The organism is Rhodoluna sp., from assembly GCF_049276775.1.
In the GTDB taxonomy this organism is placed as follows: domain Bacteria; phylum Actinomycetota; class Actinomycetes; order Actinomycetales; family Microbacteriaceae; genus Rhodoluna.
The window spans coordinates 1-18,727 of record NZ_JBASXC010000054.1; the positions used below are offsets into that span (position 1 = coordinate 1).

Consider the following 18,727-nt stretch of genomic DNA (forward strand, 5'->3'; position numbering starts at 1 on the left):
ACTCCATTGACCGAAATTATCCCCTGAGCGTTTAGTAAGCAAAGAGCATCGCCCTCAGAGAGCTTTCTTTGCTCAATCATCGGGTCGCCGAAGTGCTCCTTGACTAGCAACTGCTCACACCCTTTCAAGTCTTGCCGAAGCGTGCGAAGCCATTGGGTTTCCAAGGGCCGCGATGTCCCATGCCCAAAGCAACGCTCCCTCGACCAACCCAAACATTCTGGTAGCGGCTATGTATTCCTTTGCGGAAGTTGATCTCATGACAGCATCGGTGGAAAGATCCACGCGAGCATCCTTAATCTGACCAACATATAGTTCGCTGATGCCGCTCGGGTGAAGCATGGAGGCCTCGATATCAAAACCACCGGTTTTATTTCTGAGCTTCTCTAGCTGCTCTCTAGACGTGATCAGTTTCTGGCCTGTTCCTGGCAAAAGACCCGGTCCGTGGTCGGCAGCTTCAGGGGATTTTGAGAGTCTCCAAAACCCAACCTCGGTTGGAAGTGGGGTCCCATCGGGGAGAGTAGTTTTTGCTACGTATCCTAGAAATGGCTGCTCGTCGTAGCTAAACTCGACCGTCTGATTGAACTCTTGCTCTATCTTTTCAGTCTTGGCTTGGTATGAGATAACTCCAGACCCGGACCACTTTCCGACAAGGAATGCAAGTGGAGTAAGTTCCAGTGGAAGACCCTCTGGTAAGACGAACAACTATTTCTGACCCTTGAAGAGTTTGTATAAAACCAGGAATGAAATTGAGCCGATAGCTAGCGAAGCCAATATCAATAGACCTGTGAAAAAGATTTCAAGTGCGAGCATGACAATAAGTCTAACCGAGGAAAAGCACGAAACCCGTGGCGATTGCGAGGATTAGGTAGCTGCCGCCGCCGACGTACACAAGTTTTCGAACGATGCCCTCGGGCTTGGCTCGAAATAGGTGATACAGCGACACCAGTGCTACCGATCCCGCCAAGATTGTCCCAAACCAGGCTGGAGCGGTGGATTGGCTTTGACTTATGATTGCCCAAACTGCCAAGGCGGCGACAATTAGCCAGATGCTAATGATTTGGCCCCAGTGCTTGGTCATAGCTCAATCATGCCCTAGCCACTATAAGCTTTGGCTAAACTTGGCACAAAGATTTGGAGTCTTGGATCATGGCACAGCTTCTAGTTTTGACGGCGTCGGCCGAATCAGAAGTCTTGCCTGCCCTGTCACTGCTAAGTCACCGGGTTCGCTACATCGCTGCCGAACCCGCAAGCCTCGTAAACGCACCCGGTCATGACTTGGTTTTTCTGGACGCGAGAAAAGATCTTGCTTCGTCAAAGGCTATGGCCAAAATCTTGATTGCAACCGGTTTATCTGCACCTCTTATTGTGATTCTGTCAGAGGGGGGCTTGGCCGCCATGAACTCGGAGTGGGGCTCAGACGACATAATTTTGGATTCGGCAGGCCCTGCCGAAATTGAGACCCGCGTAAAGCTTGCGATCTCAAGATCTAAATCAGAGGGTCAAAATGACACCATCAACGCCTCCGGCGTTGTAATCGACGAAGCTAACTACTCCGCCAAGGTCCAGGGTCGGATTCTTGATTTGACCTATAAGGAGTTTGAGCTTTTGAAGTTTCTGGCCCAGCACCCGGGCCGGGTCTTCTCAAGAGATCAGCTGCTCAGCGAAGTCTGGGGATACGACTACTTCGGAGGCACCAGAACCGTGGATGTCCATATCAGAAGGCTAAGGGCCAAACTGGGTGAACTGGATGCCCTAATCGGCACCGTTAGAAACGTCGGATACCGCTTCAATCCAAGCGATTCTGAGCTCGCTAGCCACTAGTTCAAAAATAATTTACCGTTTGGACAGCTTGGCGTGTCAATATTGAGGCTATGTCTGAAGAAACCATGGCCATCACCCTCCCCGTATCACCGGATGGGCTAGATGAGAATCGTTTCCTGGACCGCGAACTTAGCTGGTTAGCATTTAACCGCAGGGTTCTAGAACTTGCCGAGGATCCAAACATGCATCTTCTGGAGCGAGTTAACTTCCTGAGCATCTTCGCCTCCAACCTCGATGAGTTTTTTATGGTTCGAGTTGCGGGTCTCAAGAGAAGACTCGCAACTGGGCTTGCAGTTAAGAGCCCTTCGGGACTTGCCCCGAAAGAGGTTCTCACCAAAATTTCTGAAGAAGCTCACGAACTGCAGCTTCATCACGCCAAACTATTTCTTGAAGTTATCGAACCAGAACTTGAGAAATACGGCATCAATCTGGTTCGCTGGCCAGAGCTTCGCGATGACGAAAAACTCTCGCTACAGGAGTACTTCCAAGAGCAGATCTTCCCGGTTCTAACTCCCCTTGCCGTCGACCCCGCTCACCCCTTCCCTTACATTTCGGGGCTTTCGTTGAATCTGGCTGTTGTGCTGCAAAATCCAGAGACCCAAAAGGAGCACTTCGCCCGAGTGAAGGTACCGCCGCTACTTCCCCGCTTTGTGCTAATCAAAGCTCCGGAGGATGCCGAGGGGGTTCGCTACGTTCCCTTAGAAGACATCATTGGCGAATTCCTCGGTTTGCTATTTCCCGGAATGGTGGTCCTTCAATATCACAACTTCCGTGTGACCCGGAATGAAGACTTAGAAGTTGATGAAGACGAGGGAGAAAACCTACTACTTGCTCTTGAGAAGGAATTGCTTCGAAGAAGATTTGGTCCACCGGTTCGCCTAGAAGTTGCCGATGACATGAACCCGCAGGTTCTAGAGCTGTTGATTCGTGAGCTGGATATTTCTAATCAAGATGTTTACACCCTCCCCTCGCCTCTTGATCTAACGGGCCTTTCTGACATCGCAACCCTTGCAAGGCCAGAGCTAAGGTACCCCGCGCACGCGGTTGTAACTAACCGTCACCTAGTTCCAAGAGACGATGAAGTGTTAGACATATTTGGCGTTCTAAAAAATCGTGAGGTACTGGTTCATCACCCCTACGAGTCCTTTTCAACCAGCGTTCAAGAGTTTCTAGAGCAAGCCGCCGAAGATCCCCAGGTTCTTGCAATCAAGCAAACTCTTTACCGAACCTCTGGTGACTCACCCGTTGTTGACGCGCTGATCCAAGCTGCCCAAGCCGGTAAGCAGGTTCTCGCCCTGGTAGAAATCAAGGCTCGCTTTGACGAACAAAACAACATCACCTGGGCAAGAAAGCTTGAGCAGGCCGGGGTTCACGTGGTCTATGGAATTGTTGGACTAAAGACCCACTGCAAGCTGGCTCTTGTGATCAGACAAGAAGCTGGCCATCTGGTTCGTTACTGCCACATCGGAACGGGAAACTACAATCCGAAAACAGCTAGGTACTACGAGGACTTTGGAATACTTACCTCGCGCGAGGCCGTCGGGGAAGACCTCACCAAGTTGTTCAATCACCTCTCCGGATACGCCCCGGAAGCGACTTTCAAGTCGCTACTTGTCTCCCCCGTTGGGGTTCGTGAGGGCTTGACTGAATTGATTGAACAGGAAATCTCTCACCACAAGGCTGGCAAGAAAGCGCGGATCTCGATAAAGGTCAACGCCCTGGTCGATGAGGAAATCATCGACTCGCTTTACAAGGCCTCGATGGCCGGAGTGCCGATTGACATTGTGGTTCGAGGGATGTGCGCTCTGAAGCCGGGAGTAAAGGGCCTATCTGAAACTATTCGAGTGCGCTCAATCTTAGGAAGATACCTTGAACACAGCCGAATCTTTAGTTTCCTAGGGGGAGGTGACCCAAAGGTTTACCTAGGTTCAGCAGACATGATGCACAGAAACCTGGATCGAAGAGTAGAGGTGTTGGTCCGGCTTAGCGAGCCCGAACACGTGGGTAGTATTCAAGGGATGTTTGAGCTAGCGATGAGTGAGAAAATAGCCGCTTGGCAACTAGAGTCCACTGGTACTTGGCTAAGAAGCCAGCTGGACGCAGAAGGAAACAAACTGAGCGATTTCCAAGACACCATCATGCACACAATTTCCAATCCACGGAGCAACTAGGTTGCAAGAGGTTTACGCCGCCGGCGCGGTTTGCTGGCGAGAAGTAAGAAATGATATTCTGGTGGCCATCATCCACAGAGGGCGATACCAAGACTGGACTTTCCCCAAGGGGAAGGTTGATGGCGGAGAGTCCCTGCCCGAGGCTGCTGTTCGAGAGGTAAAAGAAGAAACTGGCCTAAAGATAAAGCTCGGGGTTCCGCTACAAACTATTACTTATCCACTAGACAAAACCAAAACCAAAGTTGTTCACTACTGGGCCGCCAGGGTTTCCGATAAAGCTCTTGCAAATTCAAAGTTCAAACCCGATGAAGAAGTATCTGAAGTTATTTGGCTCAAAGCCGAAGACGCATTTGCAAAGCTCAGCTACCGGCACGACCGAGATCTTTTGCAAGAAGTTCTCGACCTTCGTTCTAGTGAAATGCTAAAGACAAAACCGTTGATCATTATTCGTCACGCGCACGCCACCCCAAGAGTCGACTACGTGGGTGAGGACGGCAAGAGGCCACTTCTTCCAGAGGGAAAAAAGCAGGCCAAAGAACTGGTTCGATTACTAAGTGCCTACGGTCCCAAACGGGTATTCACAAGCCCCTGGCGCAGGTGCAAAGACACCATTACCCCTTACGCCAAAGCTCACCGATACAAGATCATTGATCGCGGTGAGCTATCGGAGATGGGAAACGCTAAAGGGCCGGCAAGAACAGCCAAAGTTGCAAAAAAGCTTTTCTCCGATGCCAGATCTTCGTTGCTTTGCACCCACCGCCCCACCCTGCCAACGATCGCGGAAGTCCTCGCCGGCTACGCCGAGCCCAAGCTCGCAAAGCTAATTCTTGAGGCCAAAACCCTAAAGCCTGGCGAATTCATTGTTTTGCATCTAACTAATTCGGGACCCAAGCCAAAACTGGTGGCAGTTGAGCACCAGAGTTTGGCAGAGCGGCTCTAGCTCAATCTGGCTCAAGTTGTTCAGCTCCGTAAATGTAGGGTTAGAACATGATCGAAACCGTAAGCCAAGACCTACCAACCCTTATGGGTAGGGACGGTAAGCCAGCCAAATGCCTAGTGACTGGAGCCACCGGATACATCGGCGGCCGACTTATTAGAGAACTTCTTTCTCACGGCTACCGGGTTAGAATTCTGGCTCGCAAACCTGAAAGATTGAAAGATCATCCCTGGATTGACCGGGTTGAAGTGGTCTCGGGCGATGCCCACGATGTTGCTGCGCTGGATAAAGCTCTCGAGGGAATCGACGTCGCTTACTACTTATTGCACGCTCTAATGAGCAAGGACAATTTTGAGCAAGAGGAAAAAGATATCGCAGAGAAATTTGGTGCGGCCGCCAAAAAAGCAAATATCCAAAGAATTGTCTATCTCGGTGGAATCATTGCTCAGAATGAACTCTTATCACCACACCTCCAGTCCCGAGCCGACACCGGAACAGTCCTAAAAAGCTTCGGAGTTCCAACCATTGAGCTTCGCGCCGGAATTGTTATCGGCAGCGGGTCGGCATCATTTGAGATGCTCCGCTACCTAACCGAGCGACTTCCAATCATGACAACACCTCGCTGGGTAGAAACCAAGATTCAGCCGATTGCAGTTAGAGACGTTCTGCGGTATCTGGTTGGCGCAGCCGCCATCGACTCCTCCATTTCGGGGGATTTCGATATCGGTGGTCCCGAAGTATTTAGCTATCGAGAAATGATGATGAAGTATGCCGAGGCGGCAGGACTTCGAAAAAGAATCATCATTCCGGTTCCTGTACTAACCCCAAAGCTTTCCAGTGGCTGGGTGGGGCTTGTCACACCGGTTCCGATCACGCTCGCCAGAAGATTAGTTGAATCACTAAAAAATGAGGTCGTCGCACGCGACGACTCGATTCGGAAGCTAATTCCAGATTCCAAGGCCGGGCTTACCCTGTTCAAAAAAGCTGTTGAGCTAGCCCTAACCCGCATCAAAGAAGCCAATGTGGAAACTCGCTGGACCAACGCTTCGGTTCCTGGAACCCCATCAGACCCGCTACCAACCGACCCGGACTGGGCCGGTGGAACTTTGTATACCGACGTTCGCACCTTGCATTCCGAAGATCCGATCCAGACTGTCTGGAAAAGAGTTGAGGCAATCGGTGGCAAAAACGGCTACTCAACAGCCACCTGGGCCTGGGAGCTAAGGGGTCTCATGGACCGCTTTTTTGGAGGGGTTGGCCTTCGCCGCGGCAGACGCGACGACAACACTCTCATCGAGGGTGAGGCATTGGATTTTTGGCGAGTTGAGGCAATCAAACGCCCCGAACTTCTTCGACTGCGAGCCGAAATGCGGATGCCTGGACTTGCCTGGTTGGAATTTGCCCTTGAGACTGATGCCGCCGGCACCGGAACAATAATTACCCAGCGAGCCCTTTTTGCTCCCAAGGGATTATTTGGACACGCTTATTGGTGGGCCGTCTGGCCGATGCACGGACTGGTTTTCCCGTCCATGGTCAAGAACATGGCAGGCCCCACCGCTTCCCGAGTGAAGTCATAGCCAATTAATGACTAAAACTGCGTGGGCGGTTATTGCCCTTTTTGGAGTGACCTTTTCTTGGGGTGCCTCGTTTGTCCTCATGAAAGACGCAATTAACGAACAGCCCGTCTTTGATTTTCTAGCAACCCGATTTACCCTGGCAACTCTTGTGATGATAGTGATTCGGCCTCAGGTTCTAAAGGCCATAAATAGAAAACTGCTGCTTCGGGGCTCACTACTTGGAGTCATGCTGGGGCTTGCAATGATTACTCAAACTATTGGGCTAAATCTAACTACCGCTGCTATCACTGGATTTCTCACCGGGCTCTACGTCATCTTTACCCCGTTGCTTTTTTGGATGATCTTTCGTAAGAAAATTGAGGGAAGGGTAGTAGTTGGATCTATCACCGCCTTTATTGCGCTGCTATTTATTTCATTCAACGGTTTCTCTCTCGATGCCGCACAGGCGTGGGTTATCGCGTGCGCTGTGCTGTTCGCCGGTCATATTGTTGGGCTGAGCTTCTGGAGCACAGCAAAGGACGTTTACCCACTTACGGTTATCCAATTGGGTGCAGGAAGTGTGGTTTGCTGGCTTGGTGCGCTAGCCGATGGCTATCAGGCTCCACCAAATGTCTCGGTATGGGGAGTAGTTGTCTTTACCGCGGTGTTTGCCACCGCGGCAGCGTTCTTGGTCCAAACTTGGGCGCAGTCGATTATGGACCCGTCCCGAGTCGCAATCATTTTGACCTCTGAAGTTATTTTCGCAGCAGTGATTGCCGTCGCGGTGGGTCAAGAAGTCCTAGCCCTGAGGGTGGTAATCGGTGGAGCGTTGATGGTTCTTGCGATGCTGATTGTGGAGTGGCCGGATAAAGAGAAGAAAGCCCAGATAGCCCCATCACGCTCTCTATAGTTTTTTCAAAGCCGAACATCTTCTCTTACTGGTCAGCCCATTCGTTTGTGACCGTGTTGGCCGCCTCTCGAACCAGCTCGCCCAGGGCGTCGTAGCGGTCACTTATTCTCTCTCTTCTGGCGCCCACCGCTATCGCACCGATTGCATTTCCGGCCGCGTCGTAAATTGGAGCCGCGGCATCGACGATACTTTCGGTTAGCTCACCGTCGCTAATCGCATAGCCAGTTTTTCTAATTACTCGGATCACCTTCATAAGCTTTCCAAATGAGCGAATGCTTCCCTGGGTTCGCCTTAGCCGCTTCATCACAATTGTGTCTGGTAGTTTCGGTGCCGGCATACCATCGGGCCTAGGTTTTGGAACCCCATGCTCTTGCCACCAACTGTCTACTTGCTCGTTAGAGAAAGTGCTCAACATCGCTCGACCTGAGGCTGTTCGAAGCGCAGGAAGTGAAACTCCACTGAGTCGGCCATCCCTCATGGTGTGTTGAGCGAGCTCAGTACGAACAGTTAGGACTGAACCTCCTCGAAGCACCGTTAGGTGAGCAGACTCCTCCGAAACTGCCACCAGCTTCAGAAGTGCTGCGTGACTTAGGTTGGCAAGATGTGCCTCTCTAGTGCGCATTGCGAGCGTGTAGATGTGGTGACCCAGCGAATATCTCTTGGTTGCAAGGTCTCTTCCAACCAGCCCAGATTGCTCTAAAGTCTTGCAGACCCTCGAGATTTGGCCCTTGTCCCGATTCAGCATCTGGGCCAGCTCCTTGACCCCTAAACCTCCGCTATCCCAGGCGTGTTCGCTAGCCAGTAGCTCCAAGACTTCTAGATCCCGCTTCAGGCCTGAGGTGTGGTTTCGCATCTTTCAAACCTATCCGGTAGTTGACGTATGCACAACCGAGTTAGGCATTAATTGTTTCCCCTCCTAGCATGAAATTTAAACAAAGGAGAAAAGTATGAGACATTCAAAGAAATTCTCGCTAGTGGCAATCCTTGCTGCTTCAGCACTAACGCTTTCAGCGTGTGCAGCCGACACAGAAACCGCAAGTGGTGGATCGCTATCCGAATATGATCTATCGGGCATCTCAATTTCAGTTGGGTCAAAGGACTTTGGCGAACAATTGATTCTCGGCGAAATGCTGGTCGCGGCTTTCGAAGCTGCCGGCGCAACAGTTGACAACAAAGTAAACCTTGGTGGAACAAATGTAGCTCGCGCTGCACTTGAGTCCGGTGAAATCGACATCTACATGGAATACAACGGAACTGGTTGGGCCGTTCACTTGGGTCTTGAAGACCCGAGCTTTGACTCAGAAGAACTAACCCTTGGGGTAAAAGAGCGTGACCTAGAAGAAAATCAAATCGTTTGGATTGGAAGATCTCCCTTCAACAACACCTACGGTTTCGTTTCTAGTCCTGAGTTGACAGAGTCTAACGGCGGCGGATTTACGCTAACTACGATGATGGAGTACCTTCGTGATAACCCATCTGCAATCGTTTGCATGGAGTCAGAATTTCCTAGCCGTCCCGACGGACTGATATTGACTGAAACCCACACCGGTATCGAGCTGCCGGATAGCCAGCAAAGAATCCTAGACACTGGAATTATCTACAGCGAAACCGCGGCGAATAACTGCGAATTTGGAGAGGTATTTACTACCGATGGTCGAATTCCAGCGCTTGACCTAACTCTGGTCGAAGACCCAGGTGTAAACATTCTCTACAACGTATCCGGAACCATGCGTGAAGACCTTTACAGTCAGGCACCGGAAGCATTTGATGCGATCATCTCCGCCATATTGGACCCCCTTAACAACATCAAGATGGCCGAATTGAACGGTTTGGAGTCCGTGGAAGGGCAGGATCCAGCACAGGTAGCTCGGGATTACCTGGTCGCCGAGGGATTGATCGGCTAACAACTCAGTGGAATTTCTGCTGAGCCTGTGGGACTTTGCTCTTGCTAGACAAGACCAAGTCTTAGTTGGGCTTGCCCAGCACACCGGCTACGTGGTCTCGGTGCTGGTGAGCGCTGGCATATTTGCCATCGCCACCGGCATCTTGACCCGCCGTAATCTATTGGCCAAAGAGCTTGCTCTGTCGATTGCTTCGGTATTTCTGACTATTCCCTCATTGGCGCTCTTTGTAATTTTTATCCCGCTCGTTGGACTGGGCTTTGCCCCCTCGTTTATTGCGCTGTTTCTTTATTCACTACTCCCCATTCTTCGAAACACAATCACTGGTCTCGATGCGATTGATCCCGGTGTTCTTGAAAGCGCCAAGGGTATGGGTCTCAATCGTGTTCAGCGATTATTCAAAGTTGAACTTCCACTGGCGTGGCCGGTTATTTTGGCTGGAGTTCGAGTTTCCTCGATGTTGGTGGTCGGTGTCGCTGCCATCGCAACACTAGTTGCCGGTGGTGGACTGGGTGATTTCATAAAAAGCGGTTTGGCGAGGCTTCCACTACCTAATTCACTCGAGTCAATCTGGCTTGGAACTTTACTTTGCCTTGTTCTGGCATTGGTTATAGACCTAATTCTGCAGGCCCTTAAAGTGGCCACAATATCGAAGGGCATCAGATGACCGAAGCGCTAATTAGATTAGAGAACGTAAGCAAAAGATACACAGCTGGAGAGGACCCAGCTGTAAGAAATCTAACGCTCGAGGTCCAGCGCGGAGAAGTTCTGGTACTTGTTGGGCCGTCTGGTTGCGGAAAAAGCACAACCCTTAGATTGATAAATAGGCTTATCGAACCAAGCTCGGGAAAGATTTTTCTCGACGGTGAAGATGTAACTGAGGCCGATCCTGCATTGCTAAGAAGAAGAATCGGCTATGTAATCCAGCAGGTTGGACTTTTTCCGCATCGAACTATTGCGGAAAACATTGCCACGGTGCCGAAGCTACTGGGCTGGGACAAGGCAAAGATTGATGCTCGTATCGATGAGATGCTCGAGCTTGTTTCAATGGAGCCCGAGATCTATCGAGACCGCTATCCCAAAGAGCTTTCCGGTGGTCAAGCTCAGCGAGTCGGTGTTGCGAGGGCTCTAGCCGCTGATCCCGATGTGTTGTTGATGGATGAACCCTTCGGGGCGATTGACCCAATCACCAGGGACCGATTGCAGAATGAATTTCTGAGACTTCAGCAGGAGCTGAAAAAAACTATCGTCTTTGTTACTCACGACATCGACGAGGCAATCAAGATGGGTAATCGAATTGCGATCTTGCGCGATGGATCCGAGATTGCTCAGCTGGATACCCCGGAGGCAATTCTTGCCCATCCAGCCGATGAGTTTGTTGAGAGCTTCCTAGGATCGGGGGCAATCTTGAAAGGTCTTACACTGAAGCGGGTTCGAGACATCGAACTGCATCAGGTGCCAACCCTATCCATGCCGGTCCTGAGGGCTGAGGCTCTTGAGGTTCTCGAGGAGTCCGCTGATCAAGTGGCGCTACTTCTGGACGGGAACGAAAAGCCACTGCGCTGGATAGACGAAAGATCCCTCAACCGCACCAATCAGCCGATTGATAAAAGCGGTAGACCGGTCACCGTTGACCTGCAACCGGAAGACACCCTGCAGGATGCGCTGACCGTCATGCTGCAGTCCTCTGTCGGTATGGCGGTAGTGACAGACCGTAAGGGCAAATACCTAGGATGTTGCACCATCGAATCTCTTGCGAAGCTGATTATGAGCGATAGGTAATAAATGTCTAACTCGTCGTCTCAGTCAAAAACTTCGAGCTCACTAAGTGAGCGGTTGGACCTTATCGTCTCGCCAATATTCGCCCTGTTGCTTGCCTTGATCGGTGGCGCAGTTTGGTGGTATTCGGACCTTGACTCTACGACCCTGGCGATTTTGGCACCAGAGAAAATTCAGCGACAGCTTATTGAAACGCTCGTTTTGGGCTTCAGCTCATCGCTACTTGTTGTGATTGTGGCAATTCCAATAGGAATTCTGGTGACCCGAAAAGGACTTCCCAGACTAAAGAGCTTTTTGGTAAACACCTTGGGGCTAGCGCAGGCGCTTCCGGCCTACGGACTGATCGTGATTTTCTTTTCCTTTTTCGGCGCAGGTATTAGCACAGTGATTTTTGCCCTTGCCACTTTCTCTCTGCTACCTGTGCTTCGAAACACAATCGTCGGTCTGGAGCAGGTGGATAAGTCTGTCATTGATGCTGGACGAGGAATGGGGTTTACGCCCCGTCAAGTGCTTTTAAAGATTGAGCTACCGCTATCGGTTGAGGTAATCATCGCCGGAATCAGGACCGCCATCGTTATAAACGTGGGAATGTCCGCACTCGCCTTCCTGGTTGGAGGGGGTGGGCTTGGAGAGACCATCAACTCTGGCCTGAAGCTCGATCGTGCTCCGGCAATCTTGATAGGAGCGGTACTGGTTGCAATTCTTGCCTTAATCTTCGACTTTCTAAGTGCCCTCGCTCAAAAAAATCTAAAGCCTAAGGGGCTGTAAGGCCTGCCTCATTGCCCAAGTCACTGTTGCCTACTAAAAAGCTTTGGGCTCGAGCAAACCACCAAACATCGAGCTTGCTAGACTGTTGCAGACGCTTTGCGTTGCTAGGGGCCTCTAGCTCAGTTGGTTAGAGCAACGGACTTTTAATCCGTGGGTCGTCGGTTCGAATCCGACGGGGCCTACCGTTCTGTGAAAAATCAAGTTCCCTCCCCCACCACCTCAAGATTGCTTGCCCCCTGCACTTTCCAGCCCTCCTGAGTGTCAGTGACCAGGTAGCGAAGGCCATAGACGAATTCCCCGGCTTGCACAAAGCTCACGTCAATTAGGGCAAGGCCGGTATTTGGATTTACCAGGCAGCCACTAAATCGAAATTTGGATGACTCAATCAAAGGTCCATAGCTTGAAGAGATGATCGCGACAAAGCCCTCGAGGCTGACGCCTGATCTAAAGGATTCAGACGCATAGGAGTAAGCAAGTTCGTAGTTGCTTTCTCCAAAAGCCTTGGTCTGAGAATTGATTACTTCTTCTATTGCTAGTTGGTTCTTCTGATCGCACTCCACCGCCACATCCTGAGCACCTGGTTCTTCGGTCTGACCTGGGTCGACCTCAGCCTGAGACTGACTTGGCTCTGGCACCTCTGCGGTTGGCAATTGGGTGCAGCCTGCAACAAATATCAAAACCGCTGCCACAGCTATAAGACTAGGGGTGCTTTTTATAAGGGAGTATGTCATGGGCTTTGGATTAAAGATTCCCACCCGGGCCTACCTATTTTTTCTAGCTTCTTGGACGAAGCTCGGCAACCATCGGGCAAACAAACGGGTCGGCGTTATTGCTGAGTCCAACCTTGTTAAGGTGCTTCATGATTGCGCTATAGCTGGCCAGAAGGTTCATCTCAACCAAGGTGACGTTGTGCTTTTGGCAATACTCGACGACAATCTCGTGCGCTTTCCGAAGATTTGGTCTTGCCATCGAAGGAAACAGGTGGTGCTCGACCTGGTAGTTCAGGCCTCCCATTAGGTTGTCCTTGAGCCAAGATCCTTTAATGTTTCTTGAAGTCAATACTTGCCTCGAGAAGAAATCCAACTTGGCTTCCTTTGGAACCAGCGGCATGCCCTTGTGGTTTGGTGCAAAGGCTGCTCCCATAAAAAAGCCGAAGGCCATCATCATTACAAACCACAGAGCCAGTCCCCAGATCGGTCCAAACAAAATTGCGAAAACAATGTACGGGGTTAGCTGACGGATCATCATCAGCGAAAATTCCAGCAGGCGAATCGAGAGCTTGCGGTCTTTGCGAACTAGCCCTGCAAAAGAATCAACCAATAAGTCAAAGCCGGTAAATAGAAGTAGTAGGGGAAATAGGTAGCCCTGGCGATCTGAGACCCAGCGCTCAATGCCCTTTTTTGATTCTTTGGACTCGGTTGTGAAGCTGAGCACACGGATTGCGATATCCGGGTCTTCGCCGATCTGGTTTGGTCGTTGGTGGTGCTTATTGTGCTTTCTTAGCCAAAAGCCGTAGCTCAGACCCGCGAACAGGTTTGCAAGCAGCAGGCCAGTCCAGTCGTTTAACTTGTTGTTTCTAAAGACCTGACGGTGTGAGGCCTCGTGAGCTATAAATCCGTACTGAGCACTGAGGATCCCAAGGCCTGCCACGAGGGCGAAGGCGGCAATCAACCAGAGCTTATTTTCTTGGCTCAGGCTTGCCAAATAGCCACTCAGAACCCAGAAACCGGCTGCTGCGACGGTTAGGACAATGAGTCGAATGATGTAAAAACTGGGGGTTTTGGACAGCAGCCCAGCCTCCCTGACCTGGGCCAGAACCTGGTTGAAATGGGTGGTTGACCGAGTCATCAGAGCGTCCATCTCTGCAGTCTAACCTTAGGTTTTGGGAATACTTGGCCAAAGCAAAGGGTTTGGTAATTCAAGGGTTTAGGCCATTTAGGCCTTAGCTCTGTCAGCTTTCTCACAGTTCAAATACCTAGACTTAGAGACATAAACCAAACCCCATACAGGAGTATCAAATGAAGATTTCAAAGCGTTGGGCACCGGCAGCTGTGGTTGCCTCCCTTATTGCCGCAGGAACCGTAGTGCTTCCGATGCAGGCCAACGCGGTTGACCTTCCAGATCTAACTCCCCAGCAGGTAATGCTTCTAATGGATGGTGAGATCCAGGGATTTTCCGGAACCATAGTCAAAACCTCCGATCTTGGACTTCCTCCACTTCAGATGAGTTCGATGATGAACGAAGACATGATCAAGGAAATGGAAGAGAAGCTTCCAGAAGGCTTTGAAGAATTCGTACCAACTCTTATTGAGCAGAACTTCATCACCCAGGCAGTCGAGCTAATTGCCGGCACCCACAAGATCAGGGTTTACGCCTCCAACGAGGGAACCAGGGTCCAAGTTCTTGACACCATGAATCAGCGTGACTTGATCCTAAATAAAGATGAGTTCTGGCTTTACGACTCCCGAAATGCAACGGCTATAACCGGGGTCATCGACGTGCAGGTCAACCAGGCCGATGCCGATAAAGCTCAAGCAGATGCAGAAGCGAAGCTTGCAGAATACGCAGCTTCTATTCAGCTTGACATCTCAAACCCCGAGGCAGTTGCCAACTACCTAATGGATCAAATCGGTGAGACCACCTCTGTCTCTGTTGGAAAAGACCACATGGTTGCTGGGCGTACCGCATACCAGCTCATTGCTCAGCCAAACGCCGCTAACTCATTAATCGAGTCGGTAGTAATCTCAGTTGATTCCGAAACCGGGATGGCGCTCGATGTCAAGGTTTACTCGGTAGAGCAAGCAGAGCCGGCGCTGCACGTTGGATTCGAATCAATTAGCTTTGAGGTTCCAGCTGCGAGCACTTTCAGTTTCACTCCACCAGCTGGCACCACAGTTGAGACTTTCGAAGCACCAGAGGGTCTAGACGCTGAGTTGAAAGCTGAGCGTGGAGATAAGTCGGATCAGGCCAAGCCAGAAGTTATCGGCGAAGGCTGGGAGTCTGTAATGTACCTGAGTGTAATTCCTGCCGAGATACCAATGGAGCTACTAGAAAACGAGTTGTTCGCTGATCTGATGACCAACGTCGCAGGTGGCAAGGTGTTCTCAACTCCAGTGATGAACGTTTTGATCACCGACTCCGGTGAAGTTTTTGCCGGTGCCGTCACGATTGGGTTCCTTCAGGAAGTAGCAGCCCGCTAGGTGAATTCCCAGGGCCAACTGGCCATTGAGACCGTTGGCTTGGTAAAAGCCTTCGGTGACCAAAAGGCTGTTTCCGAAGTCTCTCTGAACGTTCCAAGCGGATCGGTGTTTGGCTTTCTAGGCCCGAACGGGTCTGGAAAGACCACCACGATCCGAATGCTTTTGGGCCTTGCCGAGGCTACCGCCGGAGACATAAACCTCCTCGGGCACTCAATTCCAAAACAGGTAGGTGATGCTCTACCTAAAGTTGGCGCCCTAGTTGAGGGGCCAGCTTTTTACCCTTACATGTCCGGCCGAAACAACTTGATGCGCATGGATTCAGCGGACCGAAACTCAAACTCTGCAACCCGGGAAGCTCGGGTCGATGCCGCCCTGGAGCGCGTGGGACTTAGCAACGCTGCCAAGAAAAAGGTTCACGCCTACTCGCTAGGTATGAAGCAGCGTCTGGGTCTTGCAAATGCACTACTTAAACCACGTGAGCTTCTAATTCTTGATGAGCCAACCAACGGTCTCGATCCCCAGGGAACCAGGGAAGTCAGAAACCTCATCCGTTCGTTGGCAGCTGAAGGAATCACAATATTCTTATCCAGCCACCTACTGACTGAAATCGAACAGCTCTGCTCTCACGTTGCCGTGATGCGCGCAGGGGAAATTGTTGCTCAAGGCTCTTTGGAACAGATCAGAGCTAACGGTCAGACCAGACTCATCTTGAATGTTGACAAAACAAAAGAAGCCAAAGAGCTTCTAAAGGCCGCGGGTATAACAAAGTCCAAGACGGTAGGAAAGAAAATTATTTCGTCAGTGTCGTCCGATTTTGATGTTGCCAAGCTCAACAAGCAGCTGGTTGCCAACAAGATTGCCGTTAGCGAGATAAGGATCGAGCATCCAAGCCTCGAGGAATACTTTGTTGATCTAACCGGAGAGGGTTTTGAAGTTGTTCGCTAGATTATTCAGCGTCTCGTTGATGCTCTCTGAGCTTCGAGTAATGTTCACCCGTCGCCGCACTTGGGCAATGCTTTTTGCAATCGCAATGATTCCAATTCTTTTGGCAACCGCAGTTTTTCTGAGCGCCGAGCAAATTGCCCCCGGTGAAGGGCCACCATTTCTGGATCGAGTGACTCAGAACGGATTGTTCACGGGCTTCACGGCGATGCTTTTGGCAATGCCGCTGTTTTTACCCCTCACGATGTCGGTTGTCTCCGGTGACACAATTGCCGGAGAGGCGGGACTTGGGACACTTAGGTACCTGCTGATTGCACCAGTGGGTCGTGCCAGGCTCTTGGTCGTAAAGTACCTGGGAACGCTGGTATTTGCCCTGGTTGGAACCTTTACCCTCATGATCGCCGGGGCCATAATTGGCGCCATATTGTTTCCGGTGGGACCGGTAACGCTGCTAAGTGGCGACGTAATCCAGATCCCGGAGGCCCTTGGCCGTATGGCACTGGTTGCTTTATACACAACAGTGTCCATGATGGGCATGCTGGCTCTGGGGCTATTTATTTCAACCCTCACAACAATTCCGGTTGGAGCTATGACCGGTGTTTTGGTCGCCAGCGGCGTAAGTCAAATTCTTGACAACCTACCGCAGCTGGCATTTTTGCACGAGTGGCTATTCACCCACTACTGGTTAGATTTTGCTGACATTTTGCGACAGCCGATTGAGCTTTCGAGTTTTGGTTCTAACTTGGTATTACAACTTGGCTACGTTGCCCTCTTTGGAGCTCTCGCCTATGGTCGACTTGCCTCAAAAGATATTCTCAGCTAAAAACTAAAACGCGCTACTCGCCAAATCTTTTTCGTCTTCGACAATCGCCTTGACGATTCGATCTGCAACGTGGTCGGCACTCATGCCTGTTGGGAATGCTGGTGCGGTTCCTCCGATTGCTCTTCCGGCTAGACCGGTCTCGGTGTGACCGGGTCTTGAATCAATCACCCGAATACCGTCTCTTCTTAGTTCGCGAGAAATAGCCTGAGTAAATGAGTGAAGAGCGGCTTTGCTTGCAGAGTATGCGGCAAGTCCTGCCATTGGGGTTTCGGCAACCACACCGGAGATGGTCAAAATAAACGGATCATTTCCAGCCGCAGCAGAGGCTTTGAGCGCAGGAAGCAGTCCCTGAATTAGTTGAATTGGGCCCGTTGCGTTTACTGCAAAAAGTTTCTGCAAGACATCTGCGTCAAGTTCGGTGTAGTTTCCAAACGCCACAACACCGGTGGCGTTTACGATGCCATCAATTTTGGCCTCAGAGTCAACCAGGTACTCAATCAACACTCTGATGGATTCTGGAGTAGAAAGATCAACTAGAAGTCTGGGGTTGCAGACCCCAGGTACCTTTTCGGCCGACTCAAGATTTGACGAGGTTGCCATGACTTGGGCTCCGAGGCCTGCAAGCTTGGTGGCAATGGTTGAACCCAGGACTCCCGAGGCTCCGAGAACTAGGATATTTTTTGACTTTAGATCTGACATGGGTCGCTTTCTCCTTGAATTGTGTCAACCCTAGCTAAAGCTCAAGCATTCCCGCCAAGACAATAGGCTTTTAGGGTGTCCATTAGATTCCTAGACCCCACCACTGGAAGCGATGTTCGTTCGACCGAGTTCGCGAGAAGGACTCTAGCCGCCTCCGCAATCGATAACTCAGTCCTTCGGGAAAATATCCTCGGGGCTACCGATTGGCGAAAGTGGTACATAAGGCTCTATGCCAGCCTGGCAGTCGAAGAGGGAAAAAGCCCAGAGCTTTTGGCCAAGATGGCTACCGCCGGCCTCGAACAGTTTCACGCCCACCTATCAACCGCCTCCGGACATGCCCTGTCTGAGGCTATGGCTCAAGGATTTGCGTCAGAGCTTGTTGAGACCGTTGTAATTCAAGGGTCGGGCGCCAAGCAACCGATCTCGGTCGCTCGTCACAGCGGTCCACTTGAAGAAGTTGCGGCTTCTTGGGATCAGTCGGGCTGGGCCGAGCCTGGACTCAAAGAGTCTTTTAGGTTCCTGGATCAAAATCCCAATCTTGTCTTGGATGGAAACTTACTGTTTGCAGTTGCGGGCGCTGCTGAATTTGCACCAACCGAGCACTGGCTGAAATGGGGCGGCGAGGTAGCGGTAGTTGCGAGAAATAATTCGGCCACTTGGGAATCCATGATTGCTATGGCAAGGAGCTCTGCGGGAACAATGTTGGTTCCGGTAGTTCGCGAAGATAAAACTACTCCCCTTACGGAACTTTCAGATTTTGAGCTCGCCCAAATTGCTGGCCTTGATATGCTTTTGCACTATTCAGAGATTGCCAGCTGGATGAGTGAGCTTTATGAGAAAGCCAAATCCAAATTCATTCTCGGTCTCTACGCATACACCCCGAAAATTGATCACATCCGGGTGCAGGGTGTTCAAGAAACTCTGGCATCGATTGCGATGGAAAACTTCTCAAACGAGAAACTTTGTTTTAGTTGGTTAGCAACCCCGACCGATTCAACCCCGGGACCGGCTTCGATTGGTCAAGATCAGCTTTCAAGGTTTCGAAATCGAAGCGTCGGAAAAATTATTCGAGATAGCCTGCTCGGATTGGTCAGTGCGGCTAGGCCAGCAAGACCTAAGTTTTTTGATTCCGAAACCGGTGAAAAGCTCATGCTGGTTGATGCGTCGGTTCAGCAGCAAGGACCCAGCTATTCGTTTTCCAAGCGAACCCAACGCTGGCG

At 50.9% G+C, this 18,727-nt stretch carries 19 protein-coding genes and 1 tRNA gene; 14 read left to right on the forward strand and 6 right to left on the reverse strand.

Annotation, left to right across the window (positions count from 1 at the left end; translation table 11 throughout):
* Positions 1-114: 114 nt before the first annotated feature.
* Positions 115-702: a heme-binding beta-barrel domain-containing protein gene (locus WAO31_RS03685; RefSeq protein ID WP_509590399.1), complete on the reverse strand. Its 588-nt coding sequence runs from the start codon at positions 700-702 to the stop codon at positions 115-117.
* A 118-nt stretch (positions 703-820) separates the two neighbouring features.
* Complete coding sequence (locus WAO31_RS03690) at positions 821-1,078, reverse strand: hypothetical protein (RefSeq protein WP_509590402.1); 258 nt, start codon at positions 1,076-1,078, stop codon at positions 821-823.
* 68 nt (positions 1,079-1,146) lie between these two features.
* Between WAO31_RS03690 and WAO31_RS03695 the strand changes: the two genes are divergently transcribed.
* From WAO31_RS03695 to WAO31_RS03715, 5 genes are read left to right on the forward strand one after another with little or no spacing between them, the layout of a single operon-like run.
* Positions 1,147-1,821, forward strand: a complete 675-nt coding sequence (locus WAO31_RS03695; RefSeq protein WP_509590404.1) for a response regulator transcription factor — start codon at positions 1,147-1,149, stop codon at positions 1,819-1,821.
* A gap of 50 nt (positions 1,822-1,871) precedes the next feature.
* The gene (locus tag WAO31_RS03700; RefSeq protein WP_509590406.1) at positions 1,872-3,992 is read left to right on the forward strand and encodes an RNA degradosome polyphosphate kinase; all 2,121 of its coding nucleotides are present in this window, start codon (positions 1,872-1,874) and stop codon (positions 3,990-3,992) included.
* 1 nt (position 3,993) lies between these two features.
* Positions 3,994-4,932 carry an NUDIX hydrolase gene (locus tag WAO31_RS03705; protein WP_509590408.1) on the forward strand — a complete coding sequence of 313 codons (939 nt, stop codon included), beginning with the start codon at positions 3,994-3,996 and terminating at the stop codon, positions 4,930-4,932.
* A 47-nt stretch (positions 4,933-4,979) separates the two neighbouring features.
* On the forward strand, positions 4,980-6,506 hold the full coding sequence (locus tag WAO31_RS03710) for an SDR family oxidoreductase (protein ID WP_509590410.1): 1,527 nt from the start codon (positions 4,980-4,982) through the stop codon (positions 6,504-6,506).
* A gap of 7 nt (positions 6,507-6,513) precedes the next feature.
* A complete protein-coding gene (locus WAO31_RS03715) occupies positions 6,514-7,395 on the forward strand; it encodes a DMT family transporter (RefSeq protein WP_509590413.1) in 882 nt (293 codons plus the stop codon).
* Between the two features lie 25 nt (positions 7,396-7,420).
* Here the strand turns inward: WAO31_RS03715 and WAO31_RS03720 are convergent, their stop codons facing one another.
* Positions 7,421-8,248: an IclR family transcriptional regulator gene (locus tag WAO31_RS03720; protein WP_509590415.1), complete on the reverse strand. Its 828-nt coding sequence runs from the start codon at positions 8,246-8,248 to the stop codon at positions 7,421-7,423.
* Between the two features lie 94 nt (positions 8,249-8,342).
* On the opposite strand from WAO31_RS03720, the gene WAO31_RS03725 reads away from it, so the two are divergent.
* From WAO31_RS03725 to WAO31_RS03745, 5 genes are all read left to right on the forward strand, one after another.
* Positions 8,343-9,299, forward strand: coding sequence for a glycine betaine ABC transporter substrate-binding protein (locus tag WAO31_RS03725; RefSeq protein ID WP_509590418.1), 957 nt, complete (start codon positions 8,343-8,345; stop codon positions 9,297-9,299).
* A gap of 7 nt (positions 9,300-9,306) precedes the next feature.
* Positions 9,307-9,963 (forward strand): ABC transporter permease, encoded by a 657-nt coding sequence (locus WAO31_RS03730; RefSeq protein WP_509590420.1) that lies wholly within the window; start codon positions 9,307-9,309, stop codon positions 9,961-9,963.
* A complete protein-coding gene (locus WAO31_RS03735) occupies positions 9,960-11,078 on the forward strand; it encodes a betaine/proline/choline family ABC transporter ATP-binding protein (RefSeq protein WP_509590422.1) in 1,119 nt (372 codons plus the stop codon). The genes WAO31_RS03730 and WAO31_RS03735 overlap by 4 nt, the downstream gene beginning before the upstream one ends.
* 3 nt (positions 11,079-11,081) lie before the next feature.
* Positions 11,082-11,843 carry an ABC transporter permease gene (locus WAO31_RS03740; RefSeq protein WP_509590424.1) on the forward strand — a complete coding sequence of 254 codons (762 nt, stop codon included), beginning with the start codon at positions 11,082-11,084 and terminating at the stop codon, positions 11,841-11,843.
* 108 nt (positions 11,844-11,951) lie between these two features.
* A tRNA-Lys gene (locus WAO31_RS03745) sits at positions 11,952-12,025 on the forward strand.
* Between the two features lie 15 nt (positions 12,026-12,040).
* Here the strand turns inward: WAO31_RS03745 and WAO31_RS03750 are convergent.
* Together WAO31_RS03750 and WAO31_RS03755 are read right to left on the reverse strand one after the other, a co-directional pair.
* Complete coding sequence (locus WAO31_RS03750; protein WP_509590427.1) at positions 12,041-12,532, reverse strand: DUF4864 domain-containing protein; 492 nt, start codon at positions 12,530-12,532, stop codon at positions 12,041-12,043.
* 85 nt (positions 12,533-12,617) lie between these two features.
* Positions 12,618-13,703, reverse strand: coding sequence for a fatty acid desaturase family protein (locus WAO31_RS03755; RefSeq protein WP_509590429.1), 1,086 nt, complete (start codon positions 13,701-13,703; stop codon positions 12,618-12,620).
* Between the two features lie 158 nt (positions 13,704-13,861).
* On the opposite strand from WAO31_RS03755, the gene WAO31_RS03760 reads away from it, so the two are divergent.
* From WAO31_RS03760 to WAO31_RS03770, 3 genes are read left to right on the forward strand one after another with little or no spacing between them, the layout of a single operon-like run.
* Positions 13,862-15,043 (forward strand): LolA family protein, encoded by a 1,182-nt coding sequence (locus WAO31_RS03760; protein ID WP_509590432.1) that lies wholly within the window; start codon positions 13,862-13,864, stop codon positions 15,041-15,043.
* Positions 15,044-15,988 (forward strand): ABC transporter ATP-binding protein, encoded by a 945-nt coding sequence (locus WAO31_RS03765; protein ID WP_509590435.1) that lies wholly within the window; start codon positions 15,044-15,046, stop codon positions 15,986-15,988. It abuts the gene before it with no gap.
* On the forward strand, positions 15,978-16,808 hold the full coding sequence (locus WAO31_RS03770) for an ABC transporter permease (RefSeq protein WP_509590438.1): 831 nt from the start codon (positions 15,978-15,980) through the stop codon (positions 16,806-16,808). The genes WAO31_RS03765 and WAO31_RS03770 overlap by 11 nt, the downstream gene beginning before the upstream one ends.
* 3 nt (positions 16,809-16,811) lie before the next feature.
* Here WAO31_RS03770 and WAO31_RS03775 read toward each other — a convergent pair whose 3' ends face one another.
* Positions 16,812-17,507, reverse strand: coding sequence for an SDR family NAD(P)-dependent oxidoreductase (locus tag WAO31_RS03775; RefSeq protein WP_509590441.1), 696 nt, complete (start codon positions 17,505-17,507; stop codon positions 16,812-16,814).
* 75 nt (positions 17,508-17,582) lie between these two features.
* Here WAO31_RS03775 and WAO31_RS03780 point away from each other — a divergent pair.
* A partial coding sequence (locus tag WAO31_RS03780) for a hypothetical protein (protein WP_509590443.1) occupies positions 17,583-18,727 on the forward strand: 1,145 nt, incomplete at its 3' end.